Source organism: Psychroserpens ponticola (genome assembly GCF_023556315.2).
Classification (GTDB): Bacteria; Bacteroidota; Bacteroidia; order Flavobacteriales; family Flavobacteriaceae; genus Psychroserpens; species Psychroserpens ponticola.
The window spans coordinates 3,771,794-3,786,997 of the sequence record NZ_CP116221.1; the positions used below are offsets into that span (position 1 = coordinate 3,771,794).

Here is a 15,204-nt window from a genome sequence, read left to right on the forward strand (position 1 = left end):
ACAGCTAAATCCTAAGATATTAAGATAGTTGTTTTATGTAGAAATCCTCTTTAGTTCGCATGACAGATTTATCTTCAATTGATTTGTCTTTGTAGCCGCAATAATGAAGAACACCATGAACCATAACCCGTTTGATTTCCTCTACAAAATCAACGTTAAAATCCACTGCATTATCTTTCACTCTATCAATAGAAATGTAAACATCTCCATGTAGTTCTTTTCCTACTGAATAATCAAAACTAATAATATCTGTTAAGGTATCATGATCTAAATATTTTACATTGATATCATGCAAATAATCATCACTGCAAAAAATATAATTTATTTCTCCTTCCCTACAATTTTCAGAAACAATAACATTTGAAATCCATGTTGACATTTCATTTTCATTGGGCAAATCAAAATCGGTTTCGTAATTAAAGCTGATCATTTGTTTTTTTAAAATACTCTTGGACTTTCTTTTTATAAACGTCTTGCAAAGGTAATGCTTGCCTATTTAAAATTTCAGTAGTGTTGAAATATTCTTTTGCTTTAGGTAATTTATTGCTAGTGGTATTTTTATAAGTTGTATTATCTGTTTCAGATTTACGCTTGTTATCTTCTCCTTGCATGAATGTGGCATTCTCCATTTTCAATAACTGATGTTGTAGATCCATCATTTTTTGAAGGGTTTGATTAGTGAAACCTTTATTAATTAAATCAAGCTCAACGTCTTCCATATCCTTTAAAAGTTTCTCTCCTTGACCTTGTTTACCAAGTTCGCCTAATTTATTTTCTAAAGCTTGACGTAATTGTTGTTGTTGCTGGTAAATACGGTATAATTCTCCATTAAGATCTTCATTACTACCTTCTCCTTCTCCTTGAGAATTTCCGTTTTCTCCTCCTTCTCCATTTTCACCATTTTCGCCTTTTTCTCCCTTTTTTCCTTTCTTACTATCACCTTCCTTTTCACCCTCTTTCTCGCCTTCTTTCTCACCTTCGCCTTCTTTTGGTTTTCCTTGCTCACTTTTTTTCATTCCATCTTTCATCATCTCATTAAGTTGTTCTTGACTCATAATGATATCAGGCAACTGCATATCTCCACCACCTTGTCCCATAGAAGGATTCATTTGTGCATTCATATTATCGAGAACATCACTTAAAAAGCTAGCCAATTCGTTGGTAGCTGTGATGGTGTATTGTTGAGCTGCAACACCTTGATATAATCGGTTTTCGGATAATTGTCCCAAAGATTTATCAATATTAAAAAACACTTCAGTAATTTGACCATTAACGCGTTCTGAAATTTTGGGCTGCCTTAATGATAAAGCAAATAAACTATCATCAATGTGCTCAAAATGCTCTCTTAAATTGCTCTGCTTTCTTAAGAATTTTCCATACTCATTATGGTTTATTTCAATACTCTTAAATTGATCCATTAGGTGTTCTTGATCAAAAGAAAATAATACTAAATTATCTAAAACCTGTCTAAGCATTGTAGCGTCTTCTTGAGCTTGATCACCACCACTCATTTGCATCATTTGAGACATTTCACCACTCATCTCCTTCATTTTTTTAGCGGCTTGTTTTTGTTTCCTTTTAGCCTTTTGCTGAGAATCTTGAGGTTGACTTTCTTGCTTTTCTCCTGGCTCACCTTGATCTCCTGACTCTTGCTTTTCTTGTTCTTTTTGTTCTAAAGCATCAGTTGCTTCTTGTTGGTCTTGTTTAATTGATTCCTCTGTTGGTTTATCTTGAGGAAGCTCCATCGGTTTTTTAAGTTCTTTATTTTCTTTCTGAAGTGCGTCCATTTCCTTTTGAAAATCTTCAAACTTTTTATTGAGTTTCTCCTGCTCTTCCTTAGTGTTGTTTTCTTCACTTTCTTCTGAAATATTTTCTTGTTCTTCTGCAAGCTCTTCAAGTTCTTTTTGAAGTTTCTCAATTTTCTTAGCGACATAAAAACGCTTTGTTAATTCTAAAAGTTGCTTTAAGCTTCGCTCTTTGTTTTTGTTTTGTTTTGCTAATTCTTCAAGTTTTTGAGAAAACTCTTCCTTTTGAATTTTCTCTTGCATTTTTTCAAGTTCTTCTAACAGTTTTTCATCTTTCTTGAGTTGCTCTTCATTTTCTTCAAGACGTTGCTTCAAATCTTCTTTAAACTGATCTTTCTCTTCATTTTCTTTTTGAAACTCCTCAAGGTTTTCTTTCAATTTTTTATTGAAGTTTTGCATGAGTTGTTCTTGCTCCTTTTGACGCTTTAAGAAATTTTCAAACTTCTTTTTATCATTAAAATTGAGCTCTTCTTTTTCTTTTTGAGTTTTAGAAAACTCTTCCAGTTGTTTATCTTGTTCTTTGAGTTTCTCAAATGTTTTGCCAATATCTTTTATAGTTTCATTTTGCTCTTGAAGTTGCTTCTGTTCTTCTTCTTCTTGAGTCAGTTTTCTGTAGCTATAAACGGTACTTTTGGTGCTTTTATAATTATGAATGGCATCATTGTCAAACACCTGAAAATAGAACTCATAATCAACTCCATCGGTCAAATTTAATTGGTTTGGAAATGCACTGACAAACTCATCAAAATTAGATTTTGATACTGGTATTTTTTCAAAAGATTTATCACTTGGGTTTGTTGAAGGGTAATATACTAATTGCAATTTACTCAATCCATAATCATCACTTACTTGTCCGAAGAAATACAGTGTTTGATTATCTAAAGAGTCTTTTTCCATTTTTAGATTAAGTTCAGGATAACTATCTTTAATAACATTTAATGAGAATGCTAAATTTTCATAGTCTTTTAGGTTCGAATTACTAGTGCTAATACTGTAATCTGTATTATTAAAAATTCGTTTTGAAGCTTCAAAATTACCTTCGGTTAAGTTTTTAAAATTAATAGTGTCTTTAGAATACAAAGCAACCTCATCAGTAGAACGCGTTGATACTTTCCAAGTCACATTTGTGCCTTCAGGAATTGTTGAATTCCCTGTACTTTTTAAAACCTCATCTTTCTTTAGAGTATAGGCTGGATAATCTAAAAACATTTCAAAATTCACTAAGGTTGGTACTTTAGTGACATTAATAATATAATCTTTTGAACGCACATCGTTAGCAGACAAATTAAAACTAAACCCATCTTTTAATTGAGGAAATAGGTATTCAAATTGTCCTGGAGCTGACTGTTGTAAGAAATACGATTGTCCGTTATAATGAATTTGAGCATTTTCCGGAACAACATCACCAGCAGTATTAACAATAAGTTTAAATTCTTTGTTTTCAATGGCATTCATGTCTTCATTAGTCACAAAAAACTGAAAAGGAGCTGGTGGTTCGTAAGCGGTTTGATAATTCACAACACGCTCATAACTATCACTAAACCAGTTTATTTTACCAGTAAAATAGGAGATTAATAAAATTGCAATAGGAATGGCTGCATATTTTAAATACTTGGTGTTTTTATTAAAATTAATGGCTAATTTGAATGGAATCGGACTTAATTCAGACGATTTCTGCTCAATACTAGCTTCAAGAAGTTCGGATTGTGAATTATTAAGATTTAACTGAAGTACATTAAGTAGTTTATCGTTGACTTCTGGAAAGTGGTTTCCGATAATATGCGACGCTTCTTCATAATTAATGCCTTTTTGAAGCTTGAATAATTTCGCTATTGGAAATGCAATAAACTTAGTAAATAAAGCCAATTCAACGCTAATAAACACCCAAAAAAGAATGGTTCTAGCCGTTGGGTTGAGCCATAAAAAATACTCAATTAACAAGGTGACAATCAAATACAATAATCCAATGGCAAAAAATAAGATTGCGCCTTTAACCAACTCATTAGTGTAATATCTTCTAATAAATTGCTCTAATTTAGATTGTATGGTCTTGAAATTATTCAACATTAATTATTTAACTCACTAAACTACAATTTTATTTTAACCTGCAAATGCCTAACTTTGGTAAGTTTCTGTTAATTTCGAGGAGTTGTGTTAAAATAAAGACCAAATTACACTACCATTTCTATGAAAGATCTAAAATATCTTGCAGCATTCTCTATTCCATTAGTTGCGTGTATTGGATTGTATTTTAAAGGCAATCTGGTTTTCTTAACGCCTTTATATGGATTTGTAATCATTCCAATTCTAGAACTCCTTTTTCCTATTGATACTAAAAATCTATCAACTGAAAACAGAGACCATAAATCAAAACAAAAGACCTTTGATTGGTTATTATACTTGAATTTGCCTATGGTTTATGGATTAGTTTTCTTCGGAATATACGAAGCTACAACAACAACTATTGAAACCTACGAACTTATTGGGATGATTATTTCTATAGGCATTGTTTTAGGTGTCAATGGTATCAACGTTGCTCATGAATTAGGTCACAGACAAACCACAAACGAGCGTTTTATTGGTAAAGCCTTACTCCTACCAGCTCAATACATGCATTTTTACATCGAGCATAATTTTGGTCACCATTTGCATGCCGCAACTCCTGAGGATCCTGCAACAGCCAGATACAATCAAAGTGTCTACTCATTTTGGTTTACATCAATATTTAGGCAATATTTTAAAGCATGGCAAATTCAGCAAAAACTACTAAAAAATAACAAAAAGAGCTTCTTTTCTGTCAAAAATGACATGTTTTGGTTCGTTTTGCTTCAAATTGGGTATTTATTGATGGTATCCTTTTTCTTCGGAATCATTGGATTTCTTTTTGCTTTTTGTTCTGCTATAGTTGGTATATTGCTCTTAGAATCAGTAAATTATATCGAACATTATGGATTAATGCGCCTCAAAACAGCATCTGGTCGTTATGAACGTGTTAAAGAAATACATTCATGGAATTCTAACCACGTCATTGGGCGAATTGTGCTTTACGAATTAACAAGGCATAGCGATCATCACTACAAAACATCTAAAAAATACCAAGTATTAGATTGCCATGATGAGAGTCCGCAAATGCCCTTTGGCTATCCAACATCTATGGTTTTGGCAATGGTTCCACCTTTATGGTTTCGGATTATGAATAAACGTGTGCCGAAAGAAATGATTTTGGTTAAATAATATCTTTACTTTATAATTAGTTTTACGGTTTTATTGACTAATTCCGTCTTAATATTTACAAGATAAAGTCCAGGTTTCAAATGAGTAACATCTAATTTAATAGCACTCAACTCTCTATTCTTTTGTTGAATTACATATTTTCCTGAAATATCAAAAACTTGAACAGATATGCTTTCAAATAATTTATGGAATTGAATATAAACATAATCACTACTAGGATTAGGATATAAATTAAAGCCTTCAAAAGTAAAATCTTTAGTAGTTAACGACGGTTCATTAAACACTCTAACATGTCCTGAATTTGAACCATTTCCATCATTATTAATAGCTCCTATTGCGACCATAGAGCCACTATCATTTAAACAAATAGAATAACCTGATTGGTCATTAGTAGCTTCACCTAAAATTCCAGCTCCAATTTGCACCCAATCCGTTCCATTAAATTGAAAAATTCTTGCTTGACCAGCATAACCATTAGATCCAATATCACCTATAGCTAAAATTGACCCATCTCCATTTAAACTAGTAGAATAGCCTGACTGAAGAGAAACAGCTTCTCCTAAAACTTTTGTTCCTTTCAAATTCCAATCTGTTCCGTTAAACTCATAAACAGTTACACTTCCTGAGTTTAATCCACCATCATCATCATTTACTGCTCCTACGGCTAAAATTTGTCCATTAGAGCTTAAACTTAAAGCATATCCTGCATAACCATTGTTAGTATCACCATCAATATCATTTCCTAATTGTAGCCAATCTGTTCCATTAAATTGAAAAACCCTTGCATGTCCTCCATTATTTACTAGTCCATCATTCTCAATCGCTCCAACAGCAACAATAGATCCATCTGCGCTTAAACTAGTGGTTCTTCCAAACTGGTCACCAGAAGCTTCACCAATAATATTTTGTCCCATTTGTATCCAATTGGTTCCATCAAAATTATAGATACTTGCTGATCCAGAATTGTTACCATTTGTATCATTGCCTATTTCTCCTATAGCCAAAACAGTTCCGTCATTATTTAAACTTATAGATGATCCAAAATTATTTACATTCCCACTGCCATTAATATCGCTACCCAATTGAACCCAATCTGTACCATCATACTGTAATACTTTAACCTGTCCAGCAAATGGAGCTCCATCAGAGTTTCCAGGAGATGAAACAGCAACTATGCTTCCTGTTCCATTTAGACTTACTGAAAAGCCTAAATTATCGTTATCAGACTGACCTTCAATATCGTTTCCTAATTGTGTCCAGCTTCCAGAGTTGTTTTGATATACTCTAACTTGTCCAGCATCACTTCCGCCATCATCATTTCTATAGGAACCTATGGCAACTATATTTCCTTCGTTGTTAAGACTAATTTCAAATCCTGAAGTGTCATTTATAACTTCTCCATCAATGTCACTTCCAACCTGAGTCCATTGAGCTTGTAACATAAAAGGAGCTAATAAAAATAAAAGTAGTAATTGTTTCATGGTGTTTATTGTGATAATTAACATAAAAGCAAATCTAAAGCATCAACAAACATGAAAACATACGTCAAATAACGTATTTTTAATACCTTTGCGGACTTAAAACAAAACCATGACCAAATCCGTTCGTGTGCGATTTGCACCAAGCCCAACAGGACCTTTACACATTGGAGGTGTAAGAACAGCGCTTTTTAACTATCTATTTGCTAAAAAGCATAACGGAACCTTCGTGCTTCGTATTGAAGATACAGATCAAAATCGCTATGTTGAAGGTGCAGAAGATTATATTGTTGAGTCTTTAAATTGGTGCGGAATTCCTTTTGACGAAGGTGTTGGGAAAAACGAAAAATTTGGACCATACAGGCAAAGCGAACGCAAACATTTATACAAGCAATATGCAGATGAATTGATTGAAAAAGGTCATGCTTACTATGCTTTTGATACTGCTGAAACTTTAGATTTCCATAGAAAAGATCATGAAGCAAAAGGAAAAACCTTTATTTACAATTGGCATAACCGATTGAAATTGAGTAATTCTTTATCGCTTTCTGAAGATGAAGTAAACGCAAAATTAGAAGCTGGAGACGATTATGTGATTCGATTTAAATCACCTCAAGATGAAACCTTACATCTAAAAGATAGTATTCGTGGTGATATAAAAATTGACACCAATGTTTTAGATGATAAAGTTTTATTTAAAAGTGATGGCATGCCAACCTATCATTTAGCAAATATCGTTGATGACCATTTAATGGAAATTTCACATGTGATTCGAGGAGAAGAATGGTTACCAAGTTTAGCATTACATTATCAGCTTTATGGAGCTTTTGGTTGGGAAGCACCTGAATTTGCACATTTACCATTAATTTTAAAACCAACAGGTAAGGGTAAACTAAGTAAACGTGATGGTGATAAATTAGGGTTTCCTGTGTTTCCTTTAGAATGGACAGACCCAAAATCTGGAGACGTTTCTAGAGGTTATAAAGAAGACGGTTATTTTGCTGAAGCGATGATTAACTTCTTATCATTTTTAGGCTGGAATCCTGGTACAGAGCAAGAGATTTTCAGTTTAGATGAACTTATTAATGCTTTCGATTTAGAACGTGTCAATAAAGCTGGAGCGCGTTTTGATCCAGATAAAATCAAGTGGTTTAATCATCACTATATGCAAATTCAAGATAATTCTAATTTAGCAATAGCCTTTAAAAATTCTAGAAATGAATTATCTGAAATTGATTCACAATACATTGAAATGGTAATCGCTTTAATTAAAGAGCGTGCTACGTTTGTAAGTGATTTTTGGGACTTAAGTCATTTCTTCTTTATTGCTCCTGATGCTTATGATGAAAAGGCATCAAAAAAAGCTTTAAAAGAAGGCACAGCTGATATATTAACGAAGGTCAAAGAATTAGTTAATAGTATTGAAGATTTCACAGTTGAAAACCTTCAAAATACTGTAAAAAGCTGGATTACTTCAAATGAGATTGGCTTTGGAAAAGTAATGATGCCATTGCGTTTGGCTTTAGTTGGTGCATTACAAGGTCCTGATGTTTTTGATATTATCTATATGATTGGAAAAACTGAAACATCAAAACGAATTGATAATTTGATTTCTAAGTCAAGTGCATAGTCGTGTCATTATGAGTAATAATGAATACTTTTTCTATTTTTAAAAGAGTGCTCAGTCGCGACCAATCCTTCTGAATGATGATAAACTATGATTAAAACGTAATCATCAAAGCAAAAGCCAGCATGGTTTGATTTCCTTCAAATTTTTCAGATAAAGGTGTGGTTGCTAAATTATCGTCGTCATTAAGTTTTCTAAAAATATTTGTAAACCCGTAACTATAGGTCGCTCTTAGTTTAAAATTCCCTATTCCTGCAGATGCACCTACGACACCATTCACATTAAAGGGAGAAATATCACTTATATCTTCAGCTAATAATGCGTCATACCCATTAATTAAAAATGCTTCTTGGTTGCTATTTTTGAGATCAAGCTGACCATTATATTGCAATTGAGGTCCTACATCTAGCGTGATATTATCGCTTAATAGTTTCACGTGAAGCATAAATGCTAATTGTATGGCCATTAAATCATATTCTAAAAGTTCAACATCTTTAGACAATAGACCTGATCGGCCTTCAATTTCAATTGAATTTTGAGAAAATTGCAAACCATAACTCACAGTAAACCATTTATGAGGAATATCAACTGTAGCAATCATTCCGCCAAGAAAACCAGAACCGCTTTTCGTCTTAAAATTATCTGTTGTAATATCATATTGAGTTAGTCCTCCAACAAGTCCAATACCGTTTTTTATGGTGTATGTTTTATGTTGAGCTGTTGAAATTGTAACAAAAGCTATACAAAACACTACTAATACTATAAACTGCTTCTTTTGCATCTCTAAATTGTGTGAGTGAACAAATATAACTTAATTTAGTAACTGATTATTTTCCTAACCATTTAAAAAAACATCTTATGGGTCAATTTATTTTAATTCCAATTATATTTTTCGGCTTAATCATATTGATTTCGTCATTTTTCGTTGTTAAACAACAAACAGCAGCTGTCATTGAGCGATTTGGTCGTTTTAATAGTATTAGGCAGTCTGGATTGCAAATCAAAATACCTTTAGTAGATCGTATTGCTGGTAAATTAAGTTTAAAAATTCAGCAATTAGATGTGATTATAGAAACAAAAACTCTAGACGATGTATTTGTGCGTTTAAAAGTATCTGTTCAATATAAAGTGATTAGAGATAAAGTGTATGATGCTTTTTATAAGTTAGATTATCCGCATGACCAAATTACTTCTTATGTGTTTGATGTGGTACGTGCTGAAGTGCCTAAAATGAAATTAGATGACGTCTTTGTTCGTAAAGATGATGTTGCAATAGCTGTGAAAACAGAATTGAACGATGCTATGGCAGACTATGGTTATGACATTATTAAAACCTTAGTAACAGATATTGATCCTGATGCTCAGGTTAAAGCAGCTATGAATAGAATTAATGCTGCAGATCGTGAAAAAACAGCTGCACAATTTGAAGGTGATGCTGCTCGTATCTTAATCGTAGAAAAAGCAAAAGCAGAAGCAGAAAGCAAGCGACTACAAGGACAAGGTATTGCAGATCAACGTCGTGAGATTGCTCGTGGTTTAGAGGAGTCTGTTGAAGTATTAAATAAAGTGGGTATCAACTCTCAAGAAGCTTCTGCGCTTATTGTTGTAACACAACATTATGATACTTTACAATCAATTGGACAAGAAACCAATAGTAACTTAATATTATTACCAAATTCACCTCAAGCTGGAAGTCAGATGCTAAATGATATGGTTGCTAGTTTTACAGCGAGTAATCAAATTGGTGAGGCGATGAAAAATTCAAGAAAGAAAAAAGAAGAGTAGTAATTAATTTATTTTGAAAATTTAAAAGCTTCGGAAATTAATTTTGAGGCTTTTTTATGAAAAAGGATGTCTCTCATCCCAATCTCTAACTGGATTTGCGTATTTCACAACCAATTTTAAAACTGTATTCGCAATAATATTATTAGTGTGCTTTAAATAAATATACATATCATAAGGTTTGGCTCCAATTGAACTTTTGATTTCCATTGCTGTTCTTGCAAAAACAACTTGTTTGAATTGCTGTTCAATTCCGAAAGAAGCCATATCAAACAACATGTTTAAATACATTTGATGTTGGTGTTGCAGCTCTTGATTATAACCCAAAAAATAAGTCTCAAGTTTATCGTAATTTTTGATGACAGTATAGAACCCAATGAGTTGTTCACCTAAAAAATAGCCATATATTTTGAAGTTATCTTTAAGTTCATTTTTGAGTTGATAAAAATGATTTTTATGAAGCTTAAATGAATTTACTCCTGCATTATTAGACACATTTTCATAAAGCTCATAAATCTCCTCTGAAAAACCACTAACGTCATCTAAATTGAACTCTTTACATTCAATACTTTCACTTTTTTTACGAGCAGTTTTGTATCGTCTTCGGTATTTTTTATTGAAATTTGAAATATAATCTTCAGGTGAAGACCACTCTTGTTTTATATCAAAAATCATATTTGGTTGTGCTTGGGCTTTATATAATTTTTCTTTTCTAAAAAAACCTTTACTAGAGTGAAATGAATCGTTTTTAAAGTAATCTTTAAACGCTATAATTCTTATTTTTTTACCGAATTCATCCTTAATTGTTTTTGAAAGTGTTTTTAATCCTTGAGAAATTTGATCTAAAAACACATCTTGTGAGGTGCTTTCAGAATTAAAATACATGCCATGCTGTCCTGTATGCATAAGGTTTCCTACTATTAAAGCATTGCCTTTAACAATTTTTGAAATGAGCATCTTTCCACAACGTTTAAAAAACGGATTAGAAGTTTCTCTAAACACATCATCAAAGTACATTTCGACACGTTGAATTATGGCAATTCCAACTAAATCTTCAGAATTAAATACACCTAAAAAATAGGTTGATATATTAGCAGGACTTGAGGACTCTAAAGCTTTTAAAAAGGGAGTTTTTAAAAACGTATCTTGAATAGGGAGATTGTCCCAAGATTGAGGTAAATCTGTTGTAGAATGATATAATTTAAAGTGCGTCAAGGTGATAAAATAAAAAGACTGAAAACATATGTCATCAGTCTTTTAAAAGTTTATTATGTTACAAAATTAAACCCAACCACAAACAATTGCTCCCATAATTGTCAGAGCAAGAGTCCAATATCCAGAATTGATAAATATGAGTTTCCAGCTTTTACGTTCAAACATTCCGTTGGTCGCTAGTATTGGAAATACAATAAATATTCCTGCTAATATACCATGGAATGCTCCGTGTTTATAGGTTCTAAACGCTGTTCCATAATCATCCATAAACGCTTGAAACGAAGGTAAAACACCTTCAACTGTTGGATCTCCTCCAACCATACCTAGCGCTCCAAATTGATGAATGGTTAGTGTTTGTATAGAAAAAGCAAGTAAAATTGAAAGCATGAATGACAAGCCAAAAATGACAGGTAAATTTCCGCTTTTCATTTTAGTTTCAGTCATTTCAGCTTCTCGAGCCCAAACTGTACCTAAAAACTTTGGGTTATACCAAATAAAGCCTAAAACCATAGGTACAATTGCAGCAACAAGTACTGCTAAAAAATTAATTTCCATGATGTGTTTTGATTATAGTTAGTCTGTTAAATGTACAAAAAAACCTCAAAGAGACTTTCTTTGAGGTCGTTAAAACTATTTTTTGTATTTAAATAGTGTTAGCTTCGGCTACTAAAAGCTCATTTTTATCAGCTTTAGCTTTTTCTATAAACGCATCAATATCTTCATTTCGTTCTTGTCCGTTTTTAAGTAAAACACTCAAAGTAATCAGTGTTGCTATTCGAGTTCCTACTTTTTTAGCAGCCGTATTAAATAGCGGTTGTAAATCTTCATAACTTACTTCTTTTGCTAATTTTAAAATTTCAACTTTAAACTTTTCTTGTTTAGCTTCAGGAACATTATTGTACTTTTTACCGAGTTGTTTTATCACTTCAATTGCTGGGCGCTTTTGTTGTGGTTGTTGAGGCTTATTCTGATTTTGTTGTGGTTTAGGCTTTTGTTTTGCCCAAGAATCTCTTAAACCAACTGTTTTATTAAATACCAAATGTTCTGATGTTGAATCATCATCAACATTAAAATATCCAATACGTTGAAACTGAAAACGTTCAGATACTTCAACATTTGCCAAACTTGGCTCAACAAATGCTTCAATAGTTTTCAAAGAATTAGGGTTGATAAATTCTATAAAATCTTTATCTTGATGACTATCAGGTGCTTCATCGATAAACAATCTATCATATTCTCTAACTTCTGCTTTTATGGCATGTTTTATTGATACCCAATGCAATGTACCTTTAACCCTCTTTTCGGTATCAGTAGCATAGGTACAATGAATTTCTGTAATATTCCCTTCCGTATTTTTAACAACACTTTCAGCTTTGATAATGTATGCGTTTTTTAAACGCACCTCACCTCCTAGTTTTAATCTAAAAAATTTACTACTTGCTTCTTCTTTAAAATCATCACGTTCAATATATAATTCTTTAGAAAAAGGTACCTTTCTAAAACCAGCACTTGCATCTTCAGGGTTATTTTCTGCTTCAAACCACTCTTCTTTATCATCTGGATAATTCGTAATTACTAATTTCACAGGATCTAAAACAGCCATAACTCTTGGTGCTGTTTGATTTAAATCCTCACGAATGCAAAACTCTAAAAGTGATACATCAATGACATTTTCTCGTTTAGCTACACCAACTTTTTCAATGAATTGTCGAATAGAATTTGGCGTATAACCGCGTCGTCGTAATCCAGAAATTGTTGGCATTCTAGGATCGTCCCAACCAGACACAAGATTTTCTTCAACCAGTTTGAGTAATTTACGTTTACTCATTATGGTGTAACTCAAGTTTAATCGTGCAAACTCACGTTGTTTAGGAGGCATAGGAAGTGTTTCTGAAGCATAGCCATAAACATGCTCCTTGAACCAGTCGTAAAGCTCTCTATGAGGCTTAAATTCAAGTGAGCATAACGAATGTGAAATTTGTTCGATATAATCACTTTCACCATGTGTCCAATCGTACATTGGATAAATGCACCACTCATCTCCTGTTCTGTGATGATCCTTCTTTAAAATACGATACATTATTGGATCACGCATCAACATATTTGGATGTTGCATGTCTATTTTAGCTCTAAGAATATGTGAACCTTCATCGAACTCACCTTGTTTCATACGTTCGAATAAATCTAAATTTTCTTCTACACTTCTATTACGATATGGACCATCAACACCAGGTTGTGTTGGTGTTCCTTTTTGTTCTGCCATAGCCTGACTAGACTGGGAATCAATATATGCTTTTCCGTCTTTTATCAACTGAACAGCCCAATCATAGAGCTTGTGAAAATAATCTGAAGAGTACAATTCATTTGCCCATTTGTAACCCAACCATTCAATATCTCGCTTAATAGCATCTACATATTCTTGTTCTTCTTTAGCAGGATTAGTATCATCAAAACGAAGGTTGACTGGTGCATTATAAGTTTCGCCTAAACCAAAGCTAATTCCGATGGCTTTAGTATGACCAATGTGCAAATATCCATTAGGTTCAGGAGGAAAACGAAACCGAAGTTTATCTCTAGATAAACCATTTGCTAAATCTTCTTCTATAATGTGCTCAATAAAATTAAGCGATTTTGTTTCTTCAGACATCTTTACAAAATTATTGCACAAAATTAAGTAAATATCCCTTTTATTGGTTATAAATCTATTCTAGTTTGATTAATTTTATAGAAAATTTAAAACTAATGGAACACCTAAACTACAAATGTTCAAAGTGCGATAACAGAACTTATAAAACAGGACAAATGAGAGCAACAGGAGGAACACTTTCAAAAATATTTGATGTTCAAAATCAAAAATTCACTAGCGTAACTTGTGAACGCTGCACTTACACAGAGTTTTATAAAACCAAAACAAGTGGCTTAAGTAATGTATTTGATTTCTTTACAAATTAAAACATGGGAATTATTAAAGTTGAAAACATACGAGTTTATGCACATCATGGCTGCTTAGAAGAAGAAACAAAAATTGGTAGCGATTATCGTGTAGATTTAGAAGTTAAAGCGAATTTAAAACCCTCTTCAAAAACAGATGAGTTGTCTGATACTGTTGATTATGTACTTTTAAATAAAATTGTTAAGGAAGAAATGCAACAGCCTTCAAAACTATTAGAAACGGTTGCTAAACGTATTTTAAAACGTATTTTTAATGAAGATTTATTGGTTAAAAAAGCAACAATTAGTGTGAGTAAGCTGAACCCTCCAATTGGTGGTGATGTTGAAATGGTAACGATAAAAATGACCAAAAGACGAAAAAAGTAAGGGTTTAGTGTATACAATGGTATTTTTTTTTACATTTGCCTTCTTTGTTGATAACAACCAATAAAGATTCCTGCTTTCGCAGAAAAATTGGCGTCTTGGCCGAGTGGCTAGGCAGTGGTCTGCAAAACCATCTACAGCGGTTCGAATCCGCTAGACGCCTCAGAAAAAAAAGAGATACAAATTGGTATCTCTTTTTTTGTTTTACAATTTTTATGAAAATTAATTAAAGACAAAAGCAGTTCGAATCTATTGAAAACTCAAGAGCCTTCATATTTATACATGGAAGTTTTTAAAAAAATTATCAAAATAGATTTTGTCAAGTAGTAATGAATTGCTGAAACAAGTTCAGCATGACGTTACCTAATAATATTGTAACCATTTAATTAAACCACACAGCATAGCGTTGTCGTCTCAACTCTAAGGCTAAGGTTTCTTCCATTTTTAAAGCTTCTGCTCTAGTCTGTAATGGCTGAATATGATTGTATAAACTTGGTCTTAAATAGGATCCATATTTTTCTACAATATTTGAAGATAATTTATGGCCTTTTTTATTTCGGTAACCTGTTTTGTGTTGTTCAAATCGCTCTTTAGGTGTTTTACTGGTCATGCCAACATAAAGACATTCTAAAACACCATTAAATTGTGGATTAGCTTCTCTAAATTTACGGTGTTCTGTAAATACTTTTTTAGATAATTCTACAACGTAGATACGATATTCTGTTTTTGGCATAGTATAATGTTAAAG

The 15,204-nt window shown here is 32.6% G+C and carries 13 protein-coding genes and 1 tRNA gene; 6 read left to right on the plus strand and 8 right to left on the minus strand.

Annotation, left to right across the window (positions count from 1 at the left end):
* Nucleotides 1-19: 19 nt before the first annotated feature.
* Complete coding sequence (gene ybeY / locus MUN68_RS16595; RefSeq protein WP_249992839.1) at nucleotides 20-430, minus strand: rRNA maturation RNase YbeY; 411 nt, start codon at nucleotides 428-430, stop codon at nucleotides 20-22.
* Entirely contained in the window at nucleotides 417-3,872 is a 3,456-nt protein-coding gene (locus tag MUN68_RS16600; protein ID WP_249992837.1) for a DUF4175 family protein, read from the minus strand. Before MUN68_RS16600 ends, ybeY begins: the two co-directional genes overlap by 14 nt.
* A gap of 120 nt (nucleotides 3,873-3,992) precedes the next feature.
* Here MUN68_RS16600 and MUN68_RS16605 point away from each other — a divergent pair, with 120 nt between their 5' ends.
* Complete coding sequence (locus MUN68_RS16605) at nucleotides 3,993-5,039, plus strand: alkane 1-monooxygenase (RefSeq protein ID WP_249992835.1); 1,047 nt, start codon at nucleotides 3,993-3,995, stop codon at nucleotides 5,037-5,039.
* A gap of 5 nt (nucleotides 5,040-5,044) precedes the next feature.
* On the opposite strand, the gene MUN68_RS16610 is transcribed toward MUN68_RS16605, so the two are convergent.
* Complete coding sequence (locus MUN68_RS16610) at nucleotides 5,045-6,520, minus strand: T9SS type A sorting domain-containing protein (RefSeq protein WP_249992833.1); 1,476 nt, start codon at nucleotides 6,518-6,520, stop codon at nucleotides 5,045-5,047.
* Between the two features lie 109 nt (nucleotides 6,521-6,629).
* Here MUN68_RS16610 and gltX point away from each other — a divergent pair, with 109 nt between their 5' ends.
* Entirely contained in the window at nucleotides 6,630-8,147 is a 1,518-nt protein-coding gene (gene gltX, locus MUN68_RS16615) for a glutamate--tRNA ligase (RefSeq protein WP_249992830.1), read from the plus strand.
* A 91-nt stretch (nucleotides 8,148-8,238) separates the two neighbouring features.
* Here the strand turns inward: gltX and MUN68_RS16620 are convergent, their stop codons facing one another.
* Nucleotides 8,239-8,925, minus strand: coding sequence for a porin family protein (locus MUN68_RS16620; protein ID WP_249992828.1), 687 nt, complete (start codon nucleotides 8,923-8,925; stop codon nucleotides 8,239-8,241).
* A 77-nt stretch (nucleotides 8,926-9,002) separates the two neighbouring features.
* Between MUN68_RS16620 and MUN68_RS16625 the strand changes: the two genes are divergently transcribed.
* Nucleotides 9,003-9,929: an SPFH domain-containing protein gene (locus MUN68_RS16625; protein WP_249992825.1), complete on the plus strand. Its 927-nt coding sequence runs from the start codon at nucleotides 9,003-9,005 to the stop codon at nucleotides 9,927-9,929.
* Nucleotides 9,930-9,983: 54 nt separating this feature from the next.
* On the opposite strand, the gene MUN68_RS16630 is transcribed toward MUN68_RS16625, so the two are convergent.
* From MUN68_RS16630 to MUN68_RS16640, 3 genes are all read right to left on the minus strand, one after another.
* Nucleotides 9,984-11,141, minus strand: a complete 1,158-nt coding sequence (locus MUN68_RS16630; protein WP_249992822.1) for a GNAT family N-acetyltransferase — start codon at nucleotides 11,139-11,141, stop codon at nucleotides 9,984-9,986.
* Nucleotides 11,142-11,207: 66 nt separating this feature from the next.
* Nucleotides 11,208-11,696: a DUF1761 domain-containing protein gene (locus MUN68_RS16635; protein WP_249992819.1), complete on the minus strand. Its 489-nt coding sequence runs from the start codon at nucleotides 11,694-11,696 to the stop codon at nucleotides 11,208-11,210.
* Between the two features lie 88 nt (nucleotides 11,697-11,784).
* Nucleotides 11,785-13,788 (minus strand): glutamine--tRNA ligase/YqeY domain fusion protein, encoded by a 2,004-nt coding sequence (locus tag MUN68_RS16640; protein ID WP_249992816.1) that lies wholly within the window; start codon nucleotides 13,786-13,788, stop codon nucleotides 11,785-11,787.
* Nucleotides 13,789-13,883: 95 nt separating this feature from the next.
* Here MUN68_RS16640 and MUN68_RS16645 point away from each other — a divergent pair, with 95 nt between their 5' ends.
* From MUN68_RS16645 to MUN68_RS16655, 3 genes are all read left to right on the plus strand, one after another.
* Nucleotides 13,884-14,093 carry a zinc ribbon domain-containing protein gene (locus MUN68_RS16645; protein WP_249992813.1) on the plus strand — a complete coding sequence of 70 codons (210 nt, stop codon included), beginning with the start codon at nucleotides 13,884-13,886 and terminating at the stop codon, nucleotides 14,091-14,093.
* Nucleotides 14,094-14,096: 3 nt separating this feature from the next.
* Nucleotides 14,097-14,459 (plus strand): dihydroneopterin aldolase, encoded by a 363-nt coding sequence (folB, locus tag MUN68_RS16650; protein WP_249992811.1) that lies wholly within the window; start codon nucleotides 14,097-14,099, stop codon nucleotides 14,457-14,459.
* A gap of 89 nt (nucleotides 14,460-14,548) precedes the next feature.
* A tRNA-Cys gene (locus MUN68_RS16655) sits at nucleotides 14,549-14,619 on the plus strand.
* A 219-nt stretch (nucleotides 14,620-14,838) separates the two neighbouring features.
* Here MUN68_RS16655 and MUN68_RS16660 read toward each other — a convergent pair.
* The gene (locus MUN68_RS16660) at nucleotides 14,839-15,189 is read right to left on the minus strand and encodes a ribose-5-phosphate isomerase (RefSeq protein WP_249992809.1); all 351 of its coding nucleotides are present in this window, start codon (nucleotides 15,187-15,189) and stop codon (nucleotides 14,839-14,841) included.
* Nucleotides 15,190-15,204: the final 15 nt, after the last annotated feature.